The following is a 23,765-nucleotide window of genomic DNA, read 5'->3' as shown; positions in this document are numbered from 1 at the left end:
CCATCTTAGAAGTGTTTACGTGAGAAAGTTACTTAGGGTTCCTCTCGGCTGGACAATCGCAGCGTAAATCTCCCCTCACCAACGTCCACTCCCTCAGGACAGGCGGTCCACTCCCTTCAGGGCACCGCGCTGCGCCAACAGCCGCTCACCCCTTTAGCCGCTTAAGCAACGCAACGCGCTCGTCGTTTAGTCCCCGAAGATATTGAGCATTGGAAAGCTGCGTCTCCTGCCACTCGATGCGGTCTTCCGCGGTCCAGAGGTAACACTCGCGATCGAAGCGAGCTTTTTCGGCCTTATCGAATTCAGTGTAAAGTTTGATATCACGTTCCACCTGGTCCAGTTGTTCCTGGATAGTTCTTGGCATCAGCCGTTCCCTCGGCCTTGCCTCCAGCCAGTGTTAGTCTTTGGCTGAATCTATGTTGGCTAGCAACATGCGGTTCGCTCTCCTCGGTAAGTAGACGCATAGTTTGTTCGTAAAGGTTATTGCGTAAGATTGTCGTCATCTGCGCGACTGTCGATGCGATCTGGTTCGCGCAGATGGCAGTCCTTCCACTCTCTCAGGGTATTGGCTCTCTCGTTGGGAGGCGAGTACGTGCCGGCCTTGCGGCGCACAACGGGAATTTCTGGTCACTTCTTCGAATCACCGCCACTCTGCACCAGGGGATACGCAGGATGGACGCGATGAGCGATGCGCTGCTGATTAGCCTTGCGATTTGGGGAATGATCGGCTGCGCGGCATTGAGAGTGCTCGCGCTACTAGGCTAGCTCGTCGCCCCTGAATCATACCGCCGCCATCCTGGGGATGACGGCGGCCTGCCAATGGTCCTAATAAAAGGTGGGGCGGCCACCCAATACGCGAGCCGGTAGCGGCATGATCCTTATCCAGATCCGGGGCGTGCGCAAGCCTGATTGGCTCGTCTCAAGCCGCCCGATCAAGGCATTCCGCGTCGAGATCTGCGATGACATCCTCGAAAGCTGAGATGGTCTGCTGTATGGCTGCAATCTTCTGCAGTTCGTCATCGCTGATCGGGCCGATGCGGCTCTGCAGCGCCACGACCATTCGCGGCGACGCTCTTTGAGTTGAACAAGGGGCAGGCCATGGTCAGGTAGATATCTCATGAGTGCCTCCACTGATGAATGCTCAAACAGCGTACCGGAAGACCGCTGAAGGACGGTTCTAAAATCTCGGTCAAATTTTAATGGTAATCTTCTCGGCAATGGGCGTGTCGCGCGAAGCTGCTAGGAAGCTAGCCAATAGACAACTTTGATGGAAAGCGTGCCCAGCACGTAGAGCCATCCCGTCATCGCCAGCATGATGCTGAGGAAAAAGCTCACTCCCCAAATCCACTCGAAAAGGTGCCAATTGCCCGCGATCGGCAACTGCGTAGCGACAACGGTGTTCTCGTTCGACTGATCGGCTGAAACCATTGAGCGACCCGCAATACTTGGACGATTGGAATGGCCGCAGCGTCGCAGTCCTCTCCAGTTCCAGCATTTTCATAGGTGAATCCGGCCACTCCATTAGGGCGCCGGTCGCGCCCTTCGGGAAGTCCGTCGCATAGAAGCGGCGCGTGCCCGGTTACGAGTGTCAGGACAGATATCGATATTCGCGAGACTTCGGAGTTTTGGTGTCGATTGTAGTGACGGTGCACCGCAGGCGCGTCGCTCCGCTTCTTTGATCCGCTCTCGAAGTTCTTCCAATTCTGAGAGCCGAGAATTGAGTTCGTTCAACCGCTGGGCAAAAAGGAGACCGCGAGAGCTCTTCATCAATGCCTCCAACACAAAACAATGAAAGCCAAAAATAGTGCAGGCGCAACGTACGAGGGAAAGTAAGCGTGTATGACTTTAGCCCGGCAGTCTGTGCACTTTTGTGAAACAGCGCACATTTTTAGCCGCATTGAACTTTGCACTTTGTCAGGTGCCGGTCCGCTTCCTCCGCCAACCGTGCGGGAATGCCGAAAGCTAGCACGGCGCGAATATCATCGTTCGCCGAAACTTGAGGCTACCTGCCCATACGGGCGGCAGGTCTAGCGTTCACTCCCTCAGGGAGAGTTGGCCAAAATACAACCATACTCGGAGTACAGAATAGGGAGCGGCGACACAGAGCGCCGGCCGACTGCTGCGGCCCGACTGCGGCGGGGTTTCTCCTCCTTTACCCCGCCGCGCCCGAAATCAGATCTGCTGCAAACGGCATCCTCTTCTTTTCTCGCGCAATCAAGGAACAGAATTGACAGTTCAAATCGGCGTCAATGGCCACTCCATGTTCGCCTCCGGGGCGTACCGCCAGATCAATGACGAGGACGTCTTCAAGACGCTCGCCGCACATAAGCTCAAGCGATACCGCCTGACCATTCCTCTGGCGGCTGACACTGATCCATGGGCAGCGACGCGCTTCACCTCGATCGTGGGCCTTGCCGCCAACTATGGCGTCACTCTTGAACCTGTTCTGGCGCTTCCGCTAATGTGGGGCGACAAGACCGATGCCGGCAAGTATCCTGCCGGCGACGCTGCTGCGATCTACTCCCAGGGCTACAATCGGACCCTGGCGTTTGTTCGCCAGTTCGCATCTTCAGTCGGCGACTGGGAACTTGGTAACGAGATCAATCTGACCGTCCGTGATGCCAACGGCTCTCCGTTGTTCGGCAAGGGATGGACCTCTGCCGAGTTCGCTGCATATCCGTCGATGGTCGACTTCGCCAATCTCTTGCGGGGAATGTCGGACGCGATCGAGCAGGTACGCCGCGACACCGGCAGAAACCTTCGGCGCATCGTCGGCACCACATCGACGATGTTCGGCTACATCGACTTCATGAAGGCGAATGGCGTCAAGGTCGATGTACTCGGCTATCACTATTACGAGCATGCCGGCGTGGACCCGACGAACTACTGGGGCGGAGTTCGTCCCAATTTCAACCTGTTCACAAAGCTGTCGAGCTACGGCGTTCCAGTCGCCATCAATGAGATGAACGGCGCCGAGATCTACGACGCAACCTTCGTCAACACCTCGACGTCTGCGTCGATGTCGGCCTGCAACTCAAACCTGGATGCGATGCTGGCGAAATTCTCTCAGTATTCGTTCATCGAGTGGATCGATCTCTACGAGCTGATCGACGAGCCGGACAAGACTGGTCCCGAAGGTCGGTTCGGGCTGATGTTCAATCTGTCGACCTCGAAGCCGCTCATGTCGACGGTTGACAAGTATACGGGTGGACCCCAATAACAGCGGCGCTATTCCGGTGCAGATTTTCGGCTAGACTCCCTTCAGGGGTGAGCACATAGGGACTATCAACCTGTGGCATTTCTGCTAATGTTGTGGTCTAAAGCATTAATTGCAGTTCATTTTTTGGGAAACTCGCTCCTACGCCGGGAGGGTCCAGTGCCTGATGAACACGACTCCACTTTGCGCGATGCGCATTGGAAAATGTACTCAGAGAATTCGATCCAAGCGCGTCATCACGAGACGCAACGAGCGGCGGTAGCATCTACATTCATAGGCATTTCGGGCGCAGTCATCGCCTTCATGACTTCGGACAAGACGCTGAGTCCTTTGGACCTGCCGCCTGCACTGCTACTCGTTCTGCTCGGCATGTTCGGAGCAGTGTTTTCCGCGAAGCAATACGAGCGGATACAGCTACACACGCGGCGCGCACGGGGCTATCGTGATGCCTATGATGCGCTGCTTCCAGGGTCACCTCTGAGAAGCATCAGACGGATCGCGGATGATGACAACACGCGAGAATTTCCGAAACTGAGTGTTCTACGTCTGAATCAGTTTTGGATTGCGATGAACCTTGCGATCTCTGGACTTGGCGTTTGTCTCGTGATTGTCGCGCTATTCTTCCCGATTCGGGTCATAGCCCCGTAATGGCGTTCGTAGGTCGCCTTCTCGACGGTTGCCTTCACTCCCTTCAAGGGAAGGGAGGGGAGTGCTCAATGTACTCCGCTGGCCGTACCTTTCGAGATGGCGCGCGTCAAAGCCTCGAGGCGGGCTGCGATGCCGCTCATCCGGCGGGCCGCGTGTTGAAGCGCTACTATGTCGGTCGGCCCGGCGCCGGTCGCGAGATTGAGTTCGTTCTGCAGGTGCTGAAATTCCGCCTTGCACCGGTCCAGCTCGGCGAGAAGCATCGCGAATTCGTCCATTGGCGAACGGCCCTTCTGTTGCATGGGCTATGGCCACGATAAGAATAGTCCGACAGGGCTGTCAGGTGTCTTCTCTCGGTGGGTAGTCCACCAGCATTCGATCGATCTCTTGGTCAAGCCAGCGTTTGGAGAGGCTTAGGAGGAAGCCCACCATCCGTCCAGGAATGGCTCCGGCAAAGCCCAATCGACTTGGTTGTCGTTGTCAGGGGGAGCTGATAGCTCCTGCATTCCCCCTTAGTGCCGCGTGGCGACGGAGGCGAACAGACAAAGCGACCCGTTCACCACGTCGAACGCGGCGCGACGGAGGATGTGTCCAGCGTAGTGGAGGCACACCTCGGGCGCTTCGCTCAGCTTCTTCGACCAGATCTCGAAGATCTTCCAACTCTGAGAGCTGAGAAATGAGTTCACCAAGTCGTCGAGCACAAAAGATTGGGCGAGAGCTTCGCATAATGTCCTCCCCAGCACAAAAAGCACTATCAGGACGGCTTCAGAGCAAATAGCGCGAGCGTAAAAGTGAAAACTATCATGGGTAAATATCGGATTTCAATACGTCAGGCAAATTGCCGCAGGGTGGCTGCTTCGGTCAGCGCGGTCCGAGACCATTGAGAGAGCAAACGGACCCCAGCTTCAGGGCGGTGAAGCTGGGGCTGTCTTGAGGCTGCCCCTTGGGAAAGGCACCCACCCGCTGGCAAAGGGCAACAGGAAAACTTTGCAATCGGGAAGTCGTTCCAAGCCGCTTGTCGGCCGCAGAATTCCCGGATGTTGACGCAAGCCGCTCCCTCTGGGCGCCGAGCGGTTGGGCTTGGCGGCATTTACCTTGTTTGAGATTTTGACCCCGGCTGTGCCGTTCTGAATCGAGGCGAGCCAGCAGTCACACGTCAGCCCACCGCTGCTCGTCGATTATCCCAGCGTCTGGGTGTTTTGCCGGAGCGTCGTCGTGAGTTCAGGTTCGATGCCCGACACACGAGCCGCCGTGTCTTCCACGTTCGTGACGAGGGCGAGAGTCCTCCGGAACGGTGCAGGAAGTGCGAGCAGTGCGGCAGGGCTTAAACGCTGCAGCGCTCCAGCTCGCGGTTCTGTTCGGGGGCGTGCAGAACGCGCGCATGCCGCGAGCGTTTGGCGTTACAGCTAGCGCTACAGCATGATGCACCGCAGCGCGCCACGCCCACCACGCAAGGCACCACCAGATGGCTTGCTACGACGACAAACTGGGTGAGAGAAACGATTGCGGGAGACGACGAGGTATCACTGTGAGTAATCGTCACCACCGCCGCGCTGATCTGGCTAAAATCAAACGCAATACACCTGGCGCCTTGCTGACGTATCTGGTCGAGCCCGACGAACCGGCGCTCGATGGCATGCCGCTGCTCAAGGCTGCGGCGGGCCACCGGACCGGCCGGTCTCGAAGATGGTCGTCACTGCATCATCTGCAGTTCATCCTTGTGACCAGTCGGGACATCGGCGATGTTGCTCAGCACGCCTGACATCGCCAAGCCGACCAAGTTGGTACCGCCGGAACATGCCGGGCGTGCTGGGAAGCGTGATCTGCCCGTTGAGGGAGCCGTCATGGGTGAGGTTAGCACGATTGGTCTGGATTTGGCGAAGTCGCTGTTCCAAGTGCATCGGATCGATGTCACGCGCGCGGTCCTGATGAAGCGGGTAAGTCGGGCAAAGGTGCTGGAGTATTTTTGCCAGCAGCCACGTTGTTTGGTTGGGATCGAAGCATGACCCTCAGCGCATCATTGGGGCCGCGAACTTCAGGCGCTTGGACATACGGTCAGACTGACACCTCCGAGCTATGTGAAGGCCTACCTCAATCGCAGTAAGAACGCTACGAATGATGCGGCTGCGATCTGTGAGGCTGTGACGCGGCCGCCGATGCGTTTTGTCCCGGTCAAGAGACGACGGAGCAGCAGCCGTTTTGATGCTGCACCGGACTCGACAATCGCTGGTGCGCCAGCCTACCAATGTTGAGCAATGCACTGCGCGGGCACCTGGCCGAACTCGGCATCGCGTCGGCCAAGTGGCGCAACGGGACAGCGGAGTTACCAAGGATTATCGATTGTCGGGGGCGAGACTACAAGGAGCGGAAGCTGTCGCTCGCGGCCTGAGGCTGGCGGACTACGAGATGGCAACACCAATAGACGAGCGCATGACGACTTAATGCAGATACCTCGTTCCGAGAATCGGGAGAACCCGCTTTCAGACGGTCAACGCCCGGTGGGCGAGGTAGAACATCGCGAAGGTGGAAATGATGAGGCTTGTTCGGGAGAACGACGCTCGCACTTGGACAGCAGACTCAGTGTGCGTGGCTTGAGGATGGGCATGTGACCCGATGGGGCAATTTTCGCGCCTTATTAGTCGAACATGGCGGACTTCCGTCCGCCAGCGCGGACGCGCTCTTGTGTCACATACCAGATTAGGTCAGCATGAAGAGTGCTGTACATAGCCGATCCGCGCTGGAAGATTGTGGTCGCCGACGGCGCGAAGAGAACCGCGATGTGGTTGCCGCGGGGCCTTGATCTGCTTTGATTCCGCTAGACCGAGTAATGGAGTGTTCTGCGATTGCAGCTCTGGCCCCCAACTAAAGTTTCTTTCCTTCTGGATCAGCCATGAGAAGGCTTAGTACCGGCGTCGATTGCGCTAATCAGAGATGTCTTTCAGTGCTTCCACCAAAAGCCTATTGTCGTCTTCAGTGCGGCTTGCGATGCGCAAGAATCGTTTACCATTCTGAAGAGTCTTGCCGCCATTGTGCCTGATCAATATCCGTCTATCTTTTAAAAGTGTTTGGGCGATCACGTCCCCATCCGGCCAATGGGGCGGGAGTTCGCAGAACACGAAATTTGCGTCGGGCTTCAGAACTCTCATTCCGTCGATGCTGCGCAGGTCTGCGTATAGTTTGTCCCTGTCGCTGCCCACCCTCACCCAACTCTGCTTTGCAGCGTGCGCCAGGTGAGGAAGCTTGCTTAGAAAAAACTCAGCAAACGTATTAACATTCCACGTGGGGAGGGCGGCTCTAATTTCGTCCATCGTCTGTACATTTGCTGATGCCGCATACCCGACCCGTAAACCGCATGTCCCGTAAATCTTTCCAAGGCTTTTGAGAACGATCACGTTCGGAAATTCCAGCAGATGATTTTCCAGGCTTGCACTTCGCCCGAGCTCACTAAACTCGATAAATGACTCGTCGATCAGTAGGAGTTGCTGTTGAGCTCGAAGCGCGGAAGCCAGATATAGTAAATCCGCATAGGGAACCATCCGCGAGGTGGGATTATTCGGCGATATCACGACTGCGGCGTCGACACCATTTGCACGCGCAAATGCTGCATAGCGGTGCACATCGAGTTCAAAATCTGGCGGTGACAGGAAAAAGCGTGACAACCGCCCGAGCAAGGCGGTGGTTTCATAGGGATTGAAGGTTGGGACCGGGACAGCAATCCGCATACCCAGTCGGCCAAGGAGGATGGGAATCAGTTCAGCCACGCCATTGCAAATGACAAGATTATTAACCGGCGTCTTTACCGCATCCGCAAGAAGCTGGACCAGCTGCGCATTAGGAGAGGGATAGCAAGTAATAAGCCGCGGTAGAGCGTTCTTAAGTTCGTCAAGGAACGCCTGCGGCGGAAAATATGGATTTACCAGAAGGACGAAGTCCTTGATGTCATATTTCCAATAGCCGCCGGGGAATCGGTTGACCAGGTCAGAAACCTCGTCCGGCCTAAGGGATACGGCGATTTGTGCTGCGGTATTCATGAGTGCGACTAGCTCAACGTTTCAGGGCAAACGAAAATCGTAGGATGGTCGCGATCTCCCGACAAGCTCCCGGCGAACAAGCCTCGAGCAGTGCCGATCCGTGCGGAGATGTTCTCGGCAACAAGTCTGGTGCACGCCGGGGTTGGCGAGACTACACGTCATCATGTGACCTGCATGGAGTGAAGCCTGCAAGCCCAAGAAGGCCAGTCGCTGGATCATACTTCCATCCGCAATCAAAAGGAGCGACTGGCTAAAAGCACCGATGACGCGACGGCGAAGATGCTTATTGCCGTATACATTGTTGCGCTGAGTGGTGGCACGCGAAGAGGCGCGACATGCGCTATAGCGAGCAGCAAGAAGGCAATGTTCACGAAATCCGGAAATGCTTCAAAAGGAATAAGAGGCTTAAAAAGAAATAGAAGCGCCAGGAGCGGCACGTCGTATGATAAGGGGATGCCCAAGAACCGTCCATCACGCGACCTGCCAAAGTTCGCAAAGTAGCTAAGCCTTATTGCTCCCGTCACCAGTAGAGCGGTTGCGGTCGCAAACGCGACTTGTGAAGCTTGGCTGACTTGTACCACAACTGCCGCAGGCACAACGGCTCCATAGATGATATCTGCAAAGCCGTCGAGGCTCGCTCCCATTTTTGCGACATCTGGATCTCGACCTTTCGTGCGACCTGCCACAAACCCGTCCAGGTGGTCCGATAGAACAGCCCAAAGCGCCGCTGCCACAGATAGCTCCAGGCGGTCAGAGAGAGCTAAAAACAGGCTGGCGGAGGAAAAGAGAAGACCTGTGATCGTTATCGCGTTCGCTGGATCCCAAAGGTATTTCAGCATTGAACTCTCACCTCGTTTGCAAATGACGTCTCGCCGCGTAGGCATTCGTTCGGTCCTTGAAAATGCGCTCGGCAATCTCCAAATCGTCAGCATTATCAATTTCGTACCAGCTGAGGCCGTCGCATTGCGCCGCGGCGAGCTGTAGGCCTCGCCTCGCTATCAGATAACCCAAAAGTTCTTCGGTGTAGGTCTGCCTAGCTCCAGCGGTGATGATATCGTCCAGTGTCGGAACGATCGTTGCCTTGAGTGTCGGCGCTGAAAGCCGTAGGAGGTTCATCGTCTTGAAAAGCTTTGGGCCATCCGCAACAAGATTTGCCGCGGTTTGCTTCAATCGAAAGCCTGAGATGAAGCCGTTCTGCGACAACAGGACGGCCGACCCTTCCATTGAATCATCGAAGGGAACGACTGCAGCTACGTCGGTCCCGCGGCAGACTATCAAGTGTCGCAGCGCATCCTCTTCGAAAAAGACGTCGCCCTCGAGAAGAAAGCAGTCTCCGGAGAGAAGAGCGTCGCGCGCCAGCCACAAAGAATAGGCGCTTCCGGTGCGGTCGAAGACGGTCGACTCGACATATTTGATTTTGAGTTCGCCAAAGTTGCTACCGCAGGCATATTGAATGGCGTCTTTGCGGTAACCCACCACGATCGTCACCTCTTCCACGCCAACAGATTCCAGATTGTGTAGAGCGTTGTGAAGAATCGAAGTGCCGTTGACCTCGACCAGCGACTTCGGCCGCAGATCTGTCAGAGGACGCAGGCGGGAGCCGCAGCCAGCGGCGAGAATGATGGCGTTCTTGGGAGCATCGGTCACAGTTTAGTTCCTTTTTCGTCGCGCCTCTAAGGTGAAACACCGACGGACTTCTTGCGCCAGCTTTAGCGTGCTGAAGCGAGATCAGGTCTGCCGGAGCCATCTGAAAATGGAGCCCAAGCGTTAAGACAGACAAATGGTTCTCGTCGGTCCTTTCACCAGAGAGAAGGGAGGCGGTGGATCCGGTGCCTCGAGCTGCCGAGATGGCAAAGTGCGCATTTCGGTTGAGTGAGGCGGGCTACGCTATCTCAGGACATCTCAGTGCAATGGTTAGGCATTTGAGATTGCAGTCGAACTTGGCCAGCTAGGAGGAAGTCCAGGACAGTAGGTGGACAACGAAAATGCGCTCCTGTGTCGACGAAACCCTATTTGCGCAGTTCAGCGTCGGGACGCAAATATCGCGTTTCCGCACGGGCGAGTTCGTCGTACTTGAACAGTTCGAAGACTTCCTCGAGAGTAGCGATGTGCGGCTCAATGCTCGCGGTGCTTTCCTCAGCGATGATGCGACCGCAGACTTGACGCATTGCCGCTATTGCCGCTCGCATAGACTGGTTGGCCCAGATCACCGTAGAGATGCTGGCTTCTCGGTATACAGAAATCGGTGTTCGATAGTATTTCGTCGGAACGATCACGACCGGCAGTCTGTTCTGCCAAGCGCGCGCGAACGAAAGGACTTCGTCCGCGGTGCTCCTTCGCGAATGAATGAGGATCGCATCGGCTCCCGCGTCGGCGTAGGCGTGAGCGCGCGAAAGTGCTTCGTCCATCTCATGCCCAGCAATCAACGCCTCGGTCCTTGCCACCAAGATCAAGTCGTCCGCGACTGTATCCTTCACTGCCCGGAGGCGGCCAGAGAATTCGTCGACATCGGCGAGGGGGTGCCGATGCCCAACAAACGAGTTCATCTTCGGAAAGCAACTGTCCTCGAGCGCCACGCCGGCTGCTCCACGCTGACGGAGGCTGCGTGTCACGAGGCGCGCGTTGTTGAAATTCCCGAAGCCGCCATCTCCGTCAACGAGCACAGGCAGTCCGCTCGAGTCCACGATCCGCTCGACTACATCTACGAGTTGGCTCCACGACGCTTCGTTGGCATCGCGGTAGCCCAGGGAGCAGGCAATTGACAGGCCGGACGCCCAGAGGCCTTTGAACCCCGCGCGCTCAGCGATTGCGGCGGAGAGACCATCATGCGCTTCCATGAGGAACGATAGCTCGCTGCGGCAACAGATTTCGGCCCGCAGCATTTCAGCAGGTGAGGAACCAGCGGATTGATCGGGGCCGTTGGCGCGAACAGATGCTAATCGGTCTTGCATGCCAATTCCTTGTGATGACGGGCCTAACGTGTAGACCGGCCGATTTCATCAATCGATAGGTGACCTGCTTCCGTCATCTAGATCAATTGCGAGGGTTGGTAGTTGACCGCGCCCGCAAACCTGCTCCGTGTGGGAGTGCTCAAGAGCCATCTTCCGCGTGGTCAATCGCTACGTCGGCAACTTGCAGCCCATGCCGGGCGTCTTCCCTAACTATCCCGCGCCTGTGATCCGCAATCAACCGAAGCCTAGGACTGAGACGCGCGCTTAACTTTCACGCACGCTTCGTTTGTCTGTAGGGCGCCGCGGTCTTGCCTGTCCTGCCACGTGCGAGGCTCGGCTTGTGGCGGCTTCAAACACACCGCAATACGTCCGTCGAGTTGCCATAGCTCGATGTCGATGGCATCAACTAGCTGCTGAGCACGTTCCTGTGCTTTTTGCTCGTCGGCACACTGCAAATTGGCCGCGCTTATAACGTGGCGGTCGTGATCCAAAAGGTAAGCTCGGTAGTGCGCCATCCCCTTCCCAAGAAATTGAGCGGGCCCAGACCCTCGCTGGCTTGATCATCGGACCATCACCTCAATCCCTCAATGAGCGTTCTCCGGCCGAGCGCATCGTTCGCCGTCAGAAGCGAACCGCCAAGCATTGCCAAGTAGTTTGGCAACTCGCAATCGGGAAGCGCGTTCATATTGCGCACAAACGAGGCGACCGAGTTCCTAAGATCAGCTCGGTCGAGATGATCGAATGCCCGCTGCTTGCACCGCTCGACATATTTGTCGCGGGTCATTTCAATTAATAGGAAATGTTCCATTTCGTCTCCCCAACCGATGACTGCTTCCAATAGCGAAGTTGGAGCCGAGCGGATTTGGCCCGTCTGTCCGAGGGGCGACAAACGGCTGCGCTTTTGTTCGCAAATGTGGGAATTAGGACAGAGACACACATCGCGACCGCACTGTCGGCGCCGGGCGGAGTCCAACCCAGATACCGGGTCCGACGGCGCAGGTTTTCTGACGCGCGAGAGCTATCAATCGCTGCGCCTCCTGCTTTGACCATTCGCGTGGCCTTCGATATAGCCGGGGCTCGATCGCCATATCACCTCAGTAAGGAAGAAGGCACGCAAGCTCGGCTTGCTGCTCCAGAAGCAGGCCGACCCCTCGCAACTCCATGCGAAGTGAAATCATTCAATGTTGGGCATCGCGCGCCACCGCCACCTGCGTCGATATTCGTTAGGTAGAATGGCTAGGCCGCTCCAAATGCAGTTCGAGAATCTCCTTGGCAGCCGCGGGGCGCCATGCCGCGAACGATGTCGTCAGGGCTGAACGCCTGGATCGGGTCAAAAGGGGCGGTCAAAGGCGTTGGGAGGTCAAGTCCGGTTTACCCGTCATAGCTGATGGTCCCAGCTTGGCTCATGCTCCTTCACATCCGAGCGAAGCTCCTGCGGCGGCCACCAAATCGGCCAGAATTCCTTCAGTCGGCTCTCTGCTTTGACGCACGCCGGGAAGCCGCCGCGACCCCCAGTTCGCCTGCCGCGCAAGCAAAGGGAGCGGTTTGCAAAGAAAGCGATGGGATGCCGCAGCCTACACTACACGCGAACTATAAAACGTTGACCGTCCCCATGAGCTTCTGTTGATGATCGCGAGTTTCAAACCGTTTGATGAGTTCCGTCTCGAAATTGCCCACCAAAACGAGGGGGCGACAGCATACTTGGTGTGGAGCAAGTGTGCTTTGCGAGCGCCGTCTGCCAGGCTGCTCACAGAGAAGGACAGTCGGATGATTGCGCCGATTCGACGGAACTGGAATCCAAAAGACATTTTCGATGAGTTGACGCCGGCCATGTTCACGGCCGGACCATCGATTGTGCGCGCACGTCGGGACAAGTTGTGGCCAGAGTTGTATACTGAATACGACGCGAGGCACTTAAAACAAGAAGTGTTCAACCGAAATCTGATCGCCACCAACGAAGCTGAGGCGTTTATTAGTGCCTGGGCCGCGGATGAAGAGCGTCACACCGATAGTTTCATCCGGATCATGGAGCTTGTCGCTGGTGAATCCGAAAAAGATCTTCGAGACAGATTGGAGGCTCGATCGCATAGTTTTTCTGCAATCAATGAATACTTGAAGGACGAATTCTCTCTGATCGTTATGATCGCATTTGATGAGATGTGTACTTGCCGCGCCTATGCTGCGGATAGAGAGTTCTATGCCGGACTTGGCAGCAGCTTCCTTCGTTGCCTGAGAGAGGTGGTTGCCGACGAGGCAGTTCACTCGATGAACGCTGTTAATGTTCTCCGTGCCCGTTACTGCGAGCGCATTTCCGAAATCGGCGAGATTCTCGACAGCCTAATCCGCAGCGTGGGCGATGATCCGGACTATACAGGCACCTTCGTACTGGATTACTTCGGCGAGAATTACACGAAGCAGATGTTTGTCAACTGCCGCGCCGCTGTCCTGAGAAACGTCGGTAAGCCGCTAACAGCGGCAGTGACAGATTGAAGCGTCGGCGCGCAACTAGACAGACGAGCGCTCATCTCCCGTCAGTGCCTCAGAAGTGCATGTGTTGGTCGGCCAGAGCGGATTCGGCTCACAGAGGATTCAGACAGCCTGCATGCGCTGTCCTTGAACGTTTTCGCTCGTTTTCAGTTTATTGGCAAGCGACACGCAATAATGAGCGATTCAGCGGTGCCTTGCACAAGGGGCACCGGTCACACGTCAAGAGAAAAAGCCAATCAGGCAATCATCACGAACAATTAAGCCAAATGCCTGTCGGCTTTCCTCCTGTTGTCGCGAATTCTTCAACGCACGCGCTCGAGGCAGCTATCGCAATTCTCTCAAGTCATTGTCGTTAAACCTGATTTTTTGGAGCGGTGCAACTGGTACGACCCTTGCTGTTCTCATCCCTAGGTTCTCTCCCTTCCGGAGATGCGTATGCAAAGTGCCCTCTGCACCAAGCAGAATTTCCGACCGCCGGCATATCGGGGTATCCCCCCGACGAACATCGTCTTGCACGACGAGGGCCGGTCGCGCTCAACCCTTAAGAATTGTTCGCGTCGGAGGCGTGCGACTAAGCCACCCAGACGCCGCGCATTGTTCATGCAAGGAGCCAAACTTGCGCGACGAGTCTGTTGGGCTGCTCATCGACCCGGCTCTCGTCGGTGCCGGCGCGGTGAAGATCAGTTGGGGGCTGACGATGCAGATCCGTAGATCGTGCACGAGCTTGGCCCATTTCTTTTCATGCTCGCCGGCAAGCCGAACATCCGCGGTGACACCGGGCTCGTTGAGCTCGGGACCGCGGAGCGGCTCGGCGACGGATTGGAACTTGCCTCCGCTTAAAACAAGCTCAATCGAGCGGCGCAATACCGACCTCTTGGGTCAGCCCGCTGAGGCGCCCAAAATGGATCTTTTCAGCTTCACCGAATGCGCGACGCGAACGCAATCGCTCCGATCGCTTTTCGAGCTTCTTGTGAGCTGTGCCAGCGACGAAGGCTTCAGCGAAGTCTCTTACGGAGCGCTCAATTTCGCAGAGCCACTTCGTCTACCGGAGTATCCGCCGCCCGCCGTGGCCGTTAAGTGGCCGCCCGAGTGGTGTGAACGATATTTTAAGCGAAAGTACCACAAAATCGATCCGGTGGTCCGGCGGACACCGACGCTTTCGCGGCCGTTTCTGTGGGATCAACTCGCCGAGCAATATCAACTACAGCCCGACGAAAGGCGCGTACTTGATGAGGCCAGAGAGGCCGGTCTCAAGCACGGCATGAGTGTACCATTGTTTGGGCCATTGGGTCGATTATCGGTCGTATCGTTTGCATCTCGGTTCGACGATGCCGATCCTCAACATTCCAAAGGCCATCTGAACGCACTAGCCTGGCACTTTCACACCGCTTGTGTGGAGATCACACGTCCGGCGGAAGATAACTGCAATATGAGAGTTGCGCTATCACAGCGGGAATTAGATTGTCTAGGGTGGGTGGCAGAGGGCAAATCGTCATGGGAAATCGGGAGGATATTACAAATCAGCGAGAATACGGTGAACTTTCATCTTAAGAACGCGATGCGAAAGCTGGGCGCGACCAGCCGGATCCAAGCCGTCATTGTGGCGATCCGCCTCAATCTTATTTTTGATGTCCATGCTGCGTGAGCATCTTGATGGACGACGATTGTACCCAAGGCGCTGACATTCGGCGTCGATCGAGCCGTTCTGCTCATTGACCGGCGCTTCGCTGGTTCTGATACTCTGGTGATAACTTACGCATTGGCAGCCGCCATCCGAAAAGTTCGTAAGGAGCATGCCGCCGACTTCATCTTTACCGGCAAGCAAACCATCGACGGTGACACCGCCCAGGTGGGACCCGGATTGCGAAGCGGCTTGGGATGCCGACGGCTGACCTACGTCGGCAAGATCAGAGCACTAGACCTAACCGTGCGCACAATCCAAACGGAACGACGTGCCGAAGGCGGTGTCCAGGTTCTGCTTACCAGCCCGTATCTCATTACGATTCTCGAGGCCACGACCAGATTCGCCGCGGCGCCATGGCCGGATGCGCTACGAGCCGCCCGCGCGCCAATCGTGAAATGGAACGCACAGGACGCGGGTCTCGAGGACCATTCCAAATGTGGTCTCGCCGACCGTGATCAGGTGAGTCTTCGCTCCCTCGGCGCGCGCTGACAAAGCGATGCTCGTGGAGGCTTCCGAGCAGCCGCCGCAAGCTTTGATCCACGCGATCTTCAAGCACCAGCCAAAGCTTGAAGCGGAAGTTGCCGCACCGGTCCGCGAGTAATCTGGGCAGCTTTGTGGGCGCTATCAGGCATGCGCGTCGCTGCACAATTCCGAGGCTCTAACGCTCCTGGATAAGAACTCGACGGCAGCGCCGCGGCAAGCGCGCTCCCGACAAGAGGAAATTTCTCGGCGCGGGTCTTACGTCTTCAACACCGGCCCGTCTGGAAGGACCTCGACGTAGGGAATGGGTGTTGAGTCGGACTGCCTCAGGTTGCAAATTGACAAACTCGAACGGCGAAGTCCCCTATCGGCCAATACTAATTAGGCGCGCACCTTCGTTTGGGCCTCGTCCGTCCAGAGCCGATGCTTCGGCCATCAGTGTGAAGGCTTCGCTGGAGAACAGGAAGACATGGACGGTAGAAGGTTTCAGTCATGCTCTGCGTCGTTATGAGTTCTGAAAAACGCCACGCTCCTGCAGAATGGGCAGCAGCTTATGATGGTCCTCGATGAGATAATCCGGCTGCGCCGCTCGCAGACGCGTCTCGGAAACAAACCCGCCGGTAATGGCTACGCTGATCAGGCCAAGTTCGCGTGCAATATCCGTTTCGACCGGCATGTCCCCGATGATGAACGTTGAGCTGGGGTTCAGATTGTATGCTCGCATATACAGATGAAGCCGCTCTCCTTTGCTTGTGCTTTTATATTGAGTAGCGCGGCTTTCAAAAGCCAGAACCTCCGCGACACAATCGTCGATTCCATGTCTTCGTAATTGGGTAACAAGGGGATCGACTATATGGTTACTAACAATAATGCTGGGAACCTCTTGTTGACGTGCCGTTTCCAAAATGCAACGCGCGCCTTCGCGCAGTTCGGCTTTGCTCGCCAGCGGTTCGTAAGTGTCGTGAAAAATAGCGCTGTCATGGCTATCGACCGTTTCGATTTCACTCTCCGACATTCCTAGATTGCGGTAAAAAACCGAAAGTGGAACATCGAAATGATCCCGAAAAGTGTGCATGTCGATGGCAGCTCGGCCGAAGCGGTCCAAGATGGTGTTCGTCGTCTGTAGCAAGGCGTCGGCGTCGTCGAGGAGAGTGCCGTTCCAATCGAATACAAGAGCAGGTTTCATCATGGCCTCATGCTGCAGACGTTTTCGTTGAGGTGAGATCGGCGATCAATCTATTTGAAGTCTCGTCTGCGCGTTTTTGCCCGCCAAGGGGGCGGCATCTCGAGCGTAAACGCAGAAAGACCGATTCCCTCATGTCCCCGCGGCAGCAAGGAAAGCAGACTTCAAAGGGCACATCAGCGTTGACCAGAGCCCCGTTCAAACAAACCGTCAAACGACGGCAGGAGGTTTTATGATTGTCAAAGGGCTGGAAGTCGGCGTCACTCTTCTCCCTGTGAGAGGGAGTGCGAACGTGTGCTATAGCTGCATGCGGCCTGGAATGCGCGTCCTGCTCAGTGAAATCAACATCTGCTAGTTTGCCTGCTGGCCGGCATGACTTTGTATGTTGAAACCGTTCTTCATGCATAGATGCGGCAACGCGGAATCCCCTCTGTGCACGGCTTTCAAGCTTCGGCACCATGTGCTTGAGCTGATCGGAAACCGGCCTTTGTGAGCGGCTTGAAGGCAACAGAAATGCGCCTGCAGCACCGGACATGCTATGTCTCCTTGACCGACGATTATGGATGTCGCCCGTTGCATGTTGTTGTTTTCCCCCCTGTACGGTTGCAGACATCCGATGTCTGAACCGACACCGAGCGGAGGTAATCCGTCGGCTGGCGCGAAGCACATGGTTTTGCGCCTCAGCAAGCAAGGCTCGTACCAAGTCCTCTTTCGCGGGCAGGAGGCTTCGCCGAGCTTGGCAAGCGAACTGTGTGATTCGAAACAGCCGCCCTGATCCGGCTGCCTGACTTCCGACAGCGCGGCCGCCAAAAGTCAGCTTTGGTGGGCACGGTGCCTGATGGGGCTATCCCGCGGTGCTCCGCCTAGCAGCCGCAGCAAAGAGCGTTACGCGACTGTTGCCGCGGCGGGAATGTCTTGGTCCAATACTCAAGCGGCCAGTCCGAACCCTACGCTGAAGAACGAAAACGTTCAGTGAACTGGACCCCCACCTGAGGGACCATCGGGCCCTGTTTGCTGATTGAATTCGTGCACGCTCCGATCTCCTTGATGTCACGGAGCGAACAGCGCTGTCCGCCGTTGTTGCAGCTTTCAATGGGTAGACGCTCCGTGACGGCATCGATACGCAAAGTGAAGGCTATTGAAGCGTCATATAAATGAGGGCGTTTGTGAACGAAGCTCGTGCGATTCGGCTAGGCTTCACTGAGTGTACTTTCAGGCACATGGCGCAGACGCAAGCGAGGTCGGCAAGGGGACCGGCTCATGTTTTCACGCCGCTATGTCTGTTTTCAGCCGGGTCGCTTGAAGACGTTAATGTCCGGTCCCCGACATCAGGGCGTAAAATGTTTCCGCGCGCGCTCGCAAAGCGCAATGGTGTTGTTCTCTTGCAGCAAGACGAAGAAGGCGGTTTTCGGCACGTTGATTGCAGCGACGGTGAAGGACGCATTTCAAAAACAGCGATCTCTCGCCGTCACCAGTCAAGAGTTCAGATGAAAGCTATCTATTCCATGAAACAACTCCGTCATTCTTCGAACGTTGGAGGCGCTACGCAGCACAATGGATGGCATCGCTCGACTGGCCATACTGCCGACACGGTGGAAGTCTCGAACTCATCCAGGATATCAAGGCCATGCGGCAGGTAATCGCAGATCGGGAGGCGACAAGCGGCCGTTCCGACGCCAGGGGCATCATGTGGACTGCCGAAATGCAGAAGCGCCCGCAGATCAACTTGTTCGCGCGAGAGCGAGGCAAAGCGCCCGGCTAGGATGTTTGATGAGCTCAACGCAAGCAACTCGTAAACGCCTGCTCGACGCAGGCGTGTCCTTTGGAATAAACGCCGATGTCGCAGAATACTTGCGGCCCGGTGAGGGTGAGATAGTACAAGCAGAAGTCGAGCAGCACTTGCAGTCTTGCTTGAGGCTTGGTTATCGACACTAGCCGCGACCACAACACGACTGCGACTGCAAAACGGATATCCAAGATGTACGTGCGCCAGGTGTTCGTCGAGCGCTTTGAAGCTAGCCCTGCGGCTACGGAACTTGCCAAACGCGGGCTGCCTGCAAGAGACCTACGCGCTTGGCTCCATCACCGTGAGATCGGCGTGCTCGCACCACTTTGTTCCGGTCATTGGCATTTTCATTGAGGGTTTTCGATGCGCCTCCCGGACCTTTCCACGCCGCAACCGACGCTCGTGATCGGCGAGCCGGGTTGCCCCGATCTCGCGGGCCTCACCGCCGGCGCCCGCCGCGCGCTTCTCTCGGCCTCGTTCGGCTCATTGCGGCCCGGCGGCTCGGGATGGTTCGGCCCCGACAAGCTCCACCGCATGTGGGTCGGCGTGCTGCCTGGTGTCGGTGATCGGTATCAGCAAAGTTGTGCGTGCGGCCAACTTGATCATGGCGCTCTCGCAATCCAAGAGGAAGCGTATTATGTTGGCAGACGAGCTCGAGGCCACATTAATCCGAAGGGGTTGGCCGTCATGGTTACGGCGCGGCACCAGTGCGTGTGGCGAGGCGTTCGCGAGACGGAAACCACTATGGTGACCAGCATCATGCGCCGTGTTTCCGCGACAGCAAAATACTGCGTAGCGAATTTCTGGCGCTCATCAAGGACTAAACCGTGACCTATGTATCACTCAAGACATACGGCCGTGAAATCGGCCTATCTGCTGCGTTTTGCCAGCGGCGCCCGCCGTCGCACCGTCGCCTGTTGGGCCAAGATGTCGCCCGTCGACAAGCCTGCCGACGTCGACAAACTACTAACCCTCAACATCGGTGGGGCGACCAAGCCAGCAATATGGATGCAATCGTTGAGCCAAGGCAGCGGAGCGGAGCACTCAGGAGGTGACTGCACGCGCGACTGAGCGCGTCGTCATTCAAACACGAAGTTTCTCGGCGTGCGGTAACGGGGTTGGAAGGTTCTGCGGCTTCACCCTTGCGACGATCGCGGTGGCTTCTCCGATGTCGTCGTCCACTCGAGAGCAGCGGCAGTGGATCAGGAGGACTTCATCGGCGATGCCCGGCTCGACGGCTGCACTTCCGGCGGCATGCATCAAGGAGTTGCCCGTGCCTACCACCCGGAACTTTACACAGGTCGGCGCCCACGTCGAGACGCCAGGAAGCCCAGATAAGGCGGTCCTCGAAAACGCGCCGCTCAGGCGCGGCGACGGACCGCCCGCCAACGTGCGCTGCACCTGCCCGGAATTCACCTCGGTCTGCCCGTCACCGGTCAGCCGAGTTTCATCGTAATCGACTACGCGCCCGACGAGGCACTGGTGGGCTCCAAATCACTGAAGCAGTTCAGGACTTCGTTCCGCAAACACGGCGCTTTGCATGATGAATGCACAGCGCTAGTCGGCCGACGCATTGCCAGGGCGATCAAACCACTGTGGCTGCGCGTCGGCGGTTATCGGCATCCGCGTGGCGGCATCCCGATCGACGTGTTCTGGCAGACCGGCGCGCCACCGGAGGGCGCCTGGTTGCGCGATACAGGTGTGGCGCCTTATCGCTGCCGTCGGCTGAGCAACCAAAAGAGCGACAGCCGCTCGTTAGTAGCGCAAGAGCTGCAGGTTCGTAACTACGATTCATCAAGGGTGATGTCATGTTGAACGCGGCAGAAACTGCTGGTGTAGCTGAGAGCGATTCCTCAGCTGGTAGCTCTCGCCGTTCTCTACTTAGTGATGGCGGATCGCGGGCGGCGGTGGATCTCGAAACGCGGAGCATTCGCGGCGAGGCGAGACGAGATGATTCGCAAGGCTGGAAGATCGCCGTTGCAAATCGCCGCGGACCGGGAGTCCTACGGGCTGCTCCGGCCGTGCACAAATGGCCCGTTGGCTCGATACTGGCACTGAGGCTGTCGCCGGAAGTGCTGGGGCTGTTTCATTTCTATAGGAGAGATGGCCACCTTCTACGCGTCGCCTGCGAAGTCATCGCCCTTCCGGCGGCTTAATCAAACGAATCCAGACATCAGAGGACGTGCCATGGCATTTAAGATTGCGACCTATCTCGATCGGATCGGCCTTGCTCAAGTCCCGACAACGGTTGATGGCCTTCTTGCGCTCCAGCAGGCTCAAATGCGAGCGATCCCCTATGAGAACATTGATGTTCTGCTGGGCGATATCCCCGATCTGACTGAGAATTCGATCTGGGCCAAACTTATCGATGCCCGGCGAGGCGGCTATTGCTTCGAATTGAACAAGTTGTTTGGCTTGGCGCTCGAAGAACTCGATTTCACGGTCCGGCCAATTCTTTGCAGGGTGCGCATGGGGGCTTCGGAAGGTGGCCCACGCACACATCATGCATTGATCGTGACCATAGAGGGTTGCGACTGGCTTGCCGATGCCGGCTTTCCCGGTCCGGCACCGATTGCACCGCTACGAATCGATGCGAAGGAGCAGCAAATAGTTGGCGGGGACGTGTTTCGTCTGCGGGCCGACCCGGCCAGTGGAGAGCTCGTGCTTGAACGCAAGAACGAAGATGAATGGTTCGCTCTTTTCGGCATTGACCGAGCCGTCGCCCTGCCACCCGATTTCGAGGGCGCCAACTTCATCTGCGCACGCTGGGATCGTATGCCCTTTCCATCCGTCCTCATGATGAGTGTGCTGACATCTGAGGGACGTGCAACCTTGCTTAACAAGAAGCTCAGATTGACTCGCAGCCAATTTAGGGAAACACAAACAGTGGAAACGAAGATCGAACTGCAGCAGGTCTTGGCCAATGTCTTCGGGCTCCGACTGACTCAGTGCACCGTTGATTCGTTATGGGAAAAGCTTGGGTCACGTGGACTTGTATAGGAAAGAAAGTGATCAAGCATTCCCAGCGCGACGATGGCCTGTGCGGTCTCTTCCAAATCCCAGGGCGGGATCGTCGACTCTGTTATTGGCGATGTCGTAGTGCTTCAGGGGACGATCGAGTTGCTCTGGAATGATCCCATCGATCCGTGGCTTCAAGGGTGCCGAGCGCCTGGCGCCTTTATGTCACAGCTGGCCGGAGGGTGCGGGCTGCGGCGATCCCTCTCGTCGGAGCTTTGAAACGGCGCCGGTTTCTTTGTCAAAGGTCTAGTGAGCGGCGGCACCTTGCTTGATCGCGGAGGCGAAGTCTTCGACAACACGAACAAATAGATCGGGATCACGCAGTGCGTTCTTGAGCTCCTCAGTCCAATCCGGATTCGACTCGGTCCACTTGATCAGCGCGGTCGCCTTGACGCCGCGATGCTTGATCAGGAAGTTGGAGATCTTTGCCGGCACCGCGCCCGCGACAAACGCGGCCCTAGCCGGTGCGGCGCGCGCCAGAAGAATGAAAGCCCGCGAGAAGCTCGCGAGATCGTCCTCTTCCGCGAGTTTGGTGAGGAGGTCCAGTACAGGACCGGAAGGGGTCGTGTAGGCTGCCGAGCCCTGGGATGCGATCGCCTCGGCAATGCGGTGCAGTGTTTCTGGGGGCATGCTCTTAATTCCTTCGTCAAGGCCGGCGAGCGCTTTTGCTTTTGCCCTGCGATCGGCGGCGAGGTTTCTGATGTCGTTTGCGTCTTGTTCGGTGGGCACCCACACACGGACTTCCTGCCAGCCTTCAGCCAGGCGAACGTCGCGCTGGCGTCTTACTCGCCTGACTACCGTAGGATCGGCCACGAAATGTCTCCGTACTGTCGTTACGCAATATATACCGTAAGGACAGTACGGCAAAAGGTTCCTTTATGGAACCTAAGAACGTTATAAAGGGCCCACCGTCAGTCGCTTTATTGAAGTATAGCTCAACAACCTTTATTAGGGTGTCGGACTTGGCTCTTCTGCGGAAGGTTTCTCTTGAACCGCGATAATCTCACTCACGCCGTTCGGGAACGATTGCAGCGGCTTCCGGCGCCCTATGCGGCGCATTGCGGCGTGGTTCCGCTGCCCCCGCCTGAGGACGGCGTTGCCGGGGGGGCGGTCCTTGCCCGGCTCAGGGCGGCGGATGCAGCCTTGGTGCGTATCGAGACGCTCGCGGCCGAACTAAAGGACCCATATCTGATCAGCCGCATCTTGCCACGGCGGGAAGCTGTCAGCAGCTCGGCGATCGAAGGCACCAACAGCACGCTTGACGAATTGCTGTCCGGTGAAGAAAGCGAAGATTCCCAGCAGGGCGAGGCGGTAGTTCAGGTGCGTGACTACGCGCTCGCGCTCGATGACTTCCTGCCGCGGGCCAGACAAGAGAAACTGGAAATCTTCACAAGCGGTTTGGTGCAGGATCTGCATCACGCCGTCATGCGCGGCGACGCAGAATACAAGGACAAGCCCGGCGATCTTCGCCAGGTTGTGGTCTGGATCGGCGGCAGGGGCGATATTGCTTACTCGACCTACAATCCGACGCCGCCGTCTGACATTGGCGCGTGTCTTGAGGACACGATGAAGTACATGCGCTGCGAGGGCATGCAGGCGATGTACCAGAGCTTCATTGTGCGAATGGCGGTTGCGCATGCACATTTTGAGGCAGTCCACCCGTTTCGTGATGGCAATGGCCGCGTCGGCCGTCTCCTCCTGCCGTTGATGATGGCGGCAGAAGGCATGATGCCGATTTACCTGTCACCGTACATTGAAGCCCACAAGGCGGCTTATTATGAATCGCTCAAAGCGGCTCAGCAGCGCCTCGATTGGCATGAAGCGGTCGGATTCATGGCAGACGCAATTGTCGGCACCACGGATGAGCTGCTGAAGACGCGCGACGCTTTGTCTGCACTTGGCGATCGATGGCGAAAGCGGCGCAAATTTCGCCAGGGCTCAGCGAGCCTGCGAGCACTCGATGTTCTGCCGCACTATCCGGTGCTGACCGTCAAGCGTCTGGCCTCGCTTCTCAGCATTACGGTGCCTGCAGCCTCGCAAGCGGTAGAGCAACTGGTCGAGAATAAAATCTTGAACGAGCGTACCGGCTATGCGCGCAACCGCGTCTTCGCCGCGCCCGACGCGCTGTCGATCATTAACCGACCCTTCGGCGAAGAACCCATTCTTCCCGGTGCGGACACCTGACGGCCGGTATGCCGGGCTGACAATCAGTGAAGCCGCGAATTGCGTCTTCGCCCCGCCGCCGGTCATGCCGTCGGCGGGACTTCCAGACACAGGCGATTT

21 protein-coding genes and 3 pseudogenes are annotated in these 23,765 nt (G+C 57.0%); 13 read left to right on the top strand and 11 right to left on the bottom strand.

What is annotated here, in order from left to right:
- Positions 1-145: 145 nt before the first annotated feature.
- The 3 genes from IVB54_RS32010 to IVB54_RS32000 all read right to left on the bottom strand — a co-directional run bounded on the left by IVB54_RS32010 (position 146) and on the right by IVB54_RS32000 (position 1,428).
- Entirely contained in the window at positions 146-364 is a 219-nt protein-coding gene (locus IVB54_RS32010) for a hypothetical protein (RefSeq protein ID WP_247367554.1), read from the bottom strand.
- Positions 365-919: 555 nt separating this feature from the next.
- Positions 920-1,060: a hypothetical protein gene (locus tag IVB54_RS32005; RefSeq protein WP_247369848.1), complete on the bottom strand. Its 141-nt coding sequence runs from the start codon at positions 1,058-1,060 to the stop codon at positions 920-922.
- A gap of 179 nt (positions 1,061-1,239) precedes the next feature.
- On the bottom strand, positions 1,240-1,428 hold the full coding sequence (locus IVB54_RS32000) for a hypothetical protein (RefSeq protein WP_247776619.1): 189 nt from the start codon (positions 1,426-1,428) through the stop codon (positions 1,240-1,242).
- Between the two features lie 799 nt (positions 1,429-2,227).
- Here IVB54_RS32000 and IVB54_RS31995 point away from each other — a divergent pair.
- Positions 2,228-3,220 carry a hypothetical protein gene (locus IVB54_RS31995; RefSeq protein WP_247776618.1) on the top strand — a complete coding sequence of 331 codons (993 nt, stop codon included), beginning with the start codon at positions 2,228-2,230 and terminating at the stop codon, positions 3,218-3,220.
- 156 nt (positions 3,221-3,376) lie between these two features.
- Positions 3,377-3,865: a hypothetical protein gene (locus IVB54_RS31990; protein ID WP_157642934.1), complete on the top strand. Its 489-nt coding sequence runs from the start codon at positions 3,377-3,379 to the stop codon at positions 3,863-3,865.
- 65 nt (positions 3,866-3,930) lie between these two features.
- Here the strand turns inward: IVB54_RS31990 and IVB54_RS31985 are convergent, their stop codons facing one another.
- The gene (locus tag IVB54_RS31985; RefSeq protein WP_018455411.1) at positions 3,931-4,164 is read right to left on the bottom strand and encodes a hypothetical protein; all 234 of its coding nucleotides are present in this window, start codon (positions 4,162-4,164) and stop codon (positions 3,931-3,933) included.
- A gap of 1,226 nt (positions 4,165-5,390) precedes the next feature.
- Between IVB54_RS31985 and IVB54_RS31980 the strand changes: the two genes are divergently transcribed.
- Both IVB54_RS31980 and IVB54_RS31975 read left to right on the top strand, forming a co-directional pair.
- Positions 5,391-5,624 carry a hypothetical protein gene (locus IVB54_RS31980; RefSeq protein ID WP_247285856.1) on the top strand — a complete coding sequence of 78 codons (234 nt, stop codon included), beginning with the start codon at positions 5,391-5,393 and terminating at the stop codon, positions 5,622-5,624.
- An 82-nt stretch (positions 5,625-5,706) separates the two neighbouring features.
- Positions 5,707-6,179: pseudogene (locus tag IVB54_RS31975) on the top strand (transposase); the annotation flags it as partial.
- 604 nt (positions 6,180-6,783) lie between these two features.
- On the opposite strand, the gene IVB54_RS31970 reads toward IVB54_RS31975, so the two are convergent.
- The 5 genes from IVB54_RS31970 to IVB54_RS31950 all read right to left on the bottom strand — a co-directional run bounded on the left by IVB54_RS31970 (position 6,784) and on the right by IVB54_RS31950 (position 11,652).
- Complete coding sequence (locus IVB54_RS31970) at positions 6,784-7,893, bottom strand: histidinol-phosphate transaminase (protein WP_247363836.1); 1,110 nt, start codon at positions 7,891-7,893, stop codon at positions 6,784-6,786.
- Between the two features lie 233 nt (positions 7,894-8,126).
- Positions 8,127-8,732, bottom strand: a complete 606-nt coding sequence (locus IVB54_RS31965; RefSeq protein WP_247776617.1) for a CDP-alcohol phosphatidyltransferase family protein — start codon at positions 8,730-8,732, stop codon at positions 8,127-8,129.
- 7 nt (positions 8,733-8,739) lie between these two features.
- Positions 8,740-9,540 (bottom strand): phosphocholine cytidylyltransferase family protein, encoded by an 801-nt coding sequence (locus IVB54_RS31960; protein WP_247336995.1) that lies wholly within the window; start codon positions 9,538-9,540, stop codon positions 8,740-8,742.
- Positions 9,541-9,902: 362 nt separating this feature from the next.
- Entirely contained in the window at positions 9,903-10,775 is an 873-nt protein-coding gene (aepX, locus tag IVB54_RS31955) for a phosphoenolpyruvate mutase (RefSeq protein ID WP_247777534.1), read from the bottom strand.
- 640 nt (positions 10,776-11,415) lie between these two features.
- Positions 11,416-11,652: a hypothetical protein gene (locus IVB54_RS31950; RefSeq protein ID WP_018455420.1), complete on the bottom strand. Its 237-nt coding sequence runs from the start codon at positions 11,650-11,652 to the stop codon at positions 11,416-11,418.
- 818 nt (positions 11,653-12,470) lie between these two features.
- Here IVB54_RS31950 and IVB54_RS31945 point away from each other — a divergent pair.
- From IVB54_RS31945 to IVB54_RS31935, 3 genes and pseudogenes are all read left to right on the top strand, one after another.
- Positions 12,471-13,334, top strand: coding sequence for a hypothetical protein (locus IVB54_RS31945; protein WP_247409037.1), 864 nt, complete (start codon positions 12,471-12,473; stop codon positions 13,332-13,334).
- Positions 13,335-14,232: 898 nt separating this feature from the next.
- The gene (locus IVB54_RS31940; protein ID WP_247298780.1) at positions 14,233-14,976 is read left to right on the top strand and encodes a LuxR family transcriptional regulator; all 744 of its coding nucleotides are present in this window, start codon (positions 14,233-14,235) and stop codon (positions 14,974-14,976) included.
- A gap of 21 nt (positions 14,977-14,997) precedes the next feature.
- Positions 14,998-15,616: pseudogene (locus IVB54_RS31935) on the top strand (nitrogen fixation protein FixA); the annotation flags it as partial.
- A gap of 384 nt (positions 15,617-16,000) precedes the next feature.
- Here the strand turns inward: IVB54_RS31935 and IVB54_RS31930 are convergent.
- Entirely contained in the window at positions 16,001-16,684 is a 684-nt protein-coding gene (locus IVB54_RS31930; RefSeq protein ID WP_247409038.1) for an HAD family hydrolase, read from the bottom strand.
- A gap of 1,254 nt (positions 16,685-17,938) precedes the next feature.
- On the opposite strand from IVB54_RS31930, the gene IVB54_RS31925 reads away from it, so the two are divergent.
- From IVB54_RS31925 to IVB54_RS31905, 5 genes and pseudogenes are all read left to right on the top strand, one after another.
- The gene (locus IVB54_RS31925; protein ID WP_247776616.1) at positions 17,939-18,169 is read left to right on the top strand and encodes a hypothetical protein; all 231 of its coding nucleotides are present in this window, start codon (positions 17,939-17,941) and stop codon (positions 18,167-18,169) included.
- Positions 18,170-18,827: 658 nt separating this feature from the next.
- A complete protein-coding gene (locus IVB54_RS31920; protein ID WP_247776615.1) occupies positions 18,828-19,295 on the top strand; it encodes a GTP cyclohydrolase I in 468 nt (155 codons plus the stop codon).
- 27 nt (positions 19,296-19,322) lie between these two features.
- A complete protein-coding gene (locus tag IVB54_RS31915) occupies positions 19,323-19,535 on the top strand; it encodes a hypothetical protein (protein WP_247409040.1) in 213 nt (70 codons plus the stop codon).
- A gap of 202 nt (positions 19,536-19,737) precedes the next feature.
- Positions 19,738-20,180 (top strand): annotated as a pseudogene (gene queF, locus IVB54_RS31910) (preQ(1) synthase); the annotation flags it as partial.
- 471 nt (positions 20,181-20,651) lie between these two features.
- Positions 20,652-21,464, top strand: a complete 813-nt coding sequence (locus IVB54_RS31905; protein ID WP_247453506.1) for an arylamine N-acetyltransferase — start codon at positions 20,652-20,654, stop codon at positions 21,462-21,464.
- A 264-nt stretch (positions 21,465-21,728) separates the two neighbouring features.
- Here IVB54_RS31905 and IVB54_RS31900 read toward each other — a convergent pair whose 3' ends face one another.
- A complete protein-coding gene (locus IVB54_RS31900) occupies positions 21,729-22,295 on the bottom strand; it encodes a hypothetical protein (protein WP_157642939.1) in 567 nt (188 codons plus the stop codon).
- 174 nt (positions 22,296-22,469) lie between these two features.
- On the opposite strand from IVB54_RS31900, the gene IVB54_RS31895 reads away from it, so the two are divergent.
- Positions 22,470-23,666, top strand: a complete 1,197-nt coding sequence (locus tag IVB54_RS31895) for a Fic/DOC family N-terminal domain-containing protein (RefSeq protein WP_247542198.1) — start codon at positions 22,470-22,472, stop codon at positions 23,664-23,666.
- Positions 23,667-23,765 lie beyond the last annotated feature (99 nt).

The organism is Bradyrhizobium sp. CW1, assembly GCF_023100665.1.
Lineage (GTDB): Bacteria > Pseudomonadota > Alphaproteobacteria > Rhizobiales > Xanthobacteraceae > Bradyrhizobium > Bradyrhizobium canariense_D.
This window is presented reverse-complemented; position numbering and strand designations above follow the sequence as displayed.

Excerpts from the sequence above, each read along its gene's own strand:
- IVB54_RS31985 (WP_018455411.1), bottom strand. The coding sequence starts at position 4,164 with ATGCAACAGAAGGGCCGTTCGCCAATGGACGAATTCGCGATGCTTCTC.
- IVB54_RS32005 (WP_247369848.1), bottom strand. The coding sequence starts at position 1,060 with ATGGTCGTGGCGCTGCAGAGCCGCATCGGCCCGATCAGCGATGACGAA.
- IVB54_RS31930 (WP_247409038.1), bottom strand. The coding sequence starts at position 16,684 with ATGATGAAACCTGCTCTTGTATTCGATTGGAACGGCACTCTCCTCGAC.
- IVB54_RS31950 (WP_018455420.1), bottom strand. The coding sequence starts at position 11,652 with ATGGAACATTTCCTATTAATTGAAATGACCCGCGACAAATATGTCGAG.
- IVB54_RS31905 (WP_247453506.1), top strand. The coding sequence starts at position 20,652 with ATGGCATTTAAGATTGCGACCTATCTCGATCGGATCGGCCTTGCTCAA.
- IVB54_RS31920 (WP_247776615.1), top strand. The coding sequence starts at position 18,828 with ATGCGCCTCCCGGACCTTTCCACGCCGCAACCGACGCTCGTGATCGGC.
- IVB54_RS31965 (WP_247776617.1), bottom strand. The coding sequence starts at position 8,732 with ATGCTGAAATACCTTTGGGATCCAGCGAACGCGATAACGATCACAGGT.
- IVB54_RS32000 (WP_247776619.1), bottom strand. The coding sequence starts at position 1,428 with ATGGTTTCAGCCGATCAGTCGAACGAGAACACCGTTGTCGCTACGCAG.
- IVB54_RS31940 (WP_247298780.1), top strand. The coding sequence starts at position 14,233 with ATGGATCTTTTCAGCTTCACCGAATGCGCGACGCGAACGCAATCGCTC.
- IVB54_RS31970 (WP_247363836.1), bottom strand. The coding sequence starts at position 7,893 with ATGAATACCGCAGCACAAATCGCCGTATCCCTTAGGCCGGACGAGGTT.
- IVB54_RS31945 (WP_247409037.1), top strand. The coding sequence starts at position 12,471 with ATGATCGCGAGTTTCAAACCGTTTGATGAGTTCCGTCTCGAAATTGCC.
- aepX (WP_247777534.1), bottom strand. The coding sequence starts at position 10,775 with ATGCTGCGGGCCGAAATCTGTTGCCGCAGCGAGCTATCGTTCCTCATG.
- IVB54_RS31925 (WP_247776616.1), top strand. The coding sequence starts at position 17,939 with ATGTTTTCACGCCGCTATGTCTGTTTTCAGCCGGGTCGCTTGAAGACG.
- IVB54_RS32010 (WP_247367554.1), bottom strand. The coding sequence starts at position 364 with ATGCCAAGAACTATCCAGGAACAACTGGACCAGGTGGAACGTGATATC.